This window comes from Bartonella sp. CM120XJJH, from assembly GCF_042194715.1.
Lineage (GTDB): Bacteria > Pseudomonadota > Alphaproteobacteria > Rhizobiales > Rhizobiaceae > Bartonella.
Map to the genome: position 1 here is coordinate 1 of NZ_JBHINE010000100.1, position 809 is coordinate 809.

Sequence of the window (809 nt, forward strand, 5' to 3'; positions counted from 1 at the left end):
GGTCTATCATGGCATTGGCTTGCATCATGCGCTCCGCATCACGATTATACTGGTCTGCTGTAGCACTTGTAGACAAAGCACCAAGTTCATTTGCCAAGACACCCGTATGTGCACCAGAACCATAACGACCTGCACCGGCAAAAGAGCTGTTAATCGTATCTCTGACACGGTCTAAGCTATTTTGAAGCGCAGCATTAAAAGACGAATTCTGTCCAACTATATCACCAGAAGCCACTCTTCCAAGATTGCTTGCTGCCGACGTTGGATTGTAGATTGTATTCATCAAAGAGCGATTTTGATAATGCTGTGGAATACTTCCAAGACCACCAATTCCATAGCGCGTTTGATAACTTAACGGCGCTACACGAGGACCACCATAAACATTCCCACCCGCCCCTGTATCATACAGATTATACGCATCCGCACCACCTCGCTTAAAGACATTCTGCATCCAAGCGGGAGGGGCACTTGTCTGCACCTGCTTCTGTTCTGTCGTTGCTGGTCTACTGCTCCCCATGTCACAATTCCTTCCTATAATAAAGCATATCTATGCCATAGCCTTGTTTGTTCAGTGCACGTTTCCATCCCAAACGCCCTAAAATCTCTATCTCAAAAGCGCCATTCTCACGCGCCCAATCCTCTACAAATGGCAAATTGTCAACTTGATCAAGAACGCCCTTGCCACTACATTCACAAATCAGAGCGCGCTTCTTTCCTAAAACTGTCTGCTGTATCTGGGTCGTGAATGCCGCTAAAAAGCGCTCGTCATCATCCAAAACAAGCCATAACTGTTTCTTGCCACTGCAAAT

Annotated in this window: 1 protein-coding gene and 1 pseudogene; both read right to left on the reverse strand. The window is 46.5% G+C overall.

What is annotated here, in order from left to right:
* Positions 1 to 517 (reverse strand): annotated as a pseudogene (locus tag ACFIKU_RS09990) (hypothetical protein); the annotation flags it as partial.
* 1 nt (position 518) lies between these two features.
* On the reverse strand, positions 519 to 809 hold a 291-nt coding region (locus ACFIKU_RS09995), incomplete at its 5' end, for a hypothetical protein (protein ID WP_375657417.1).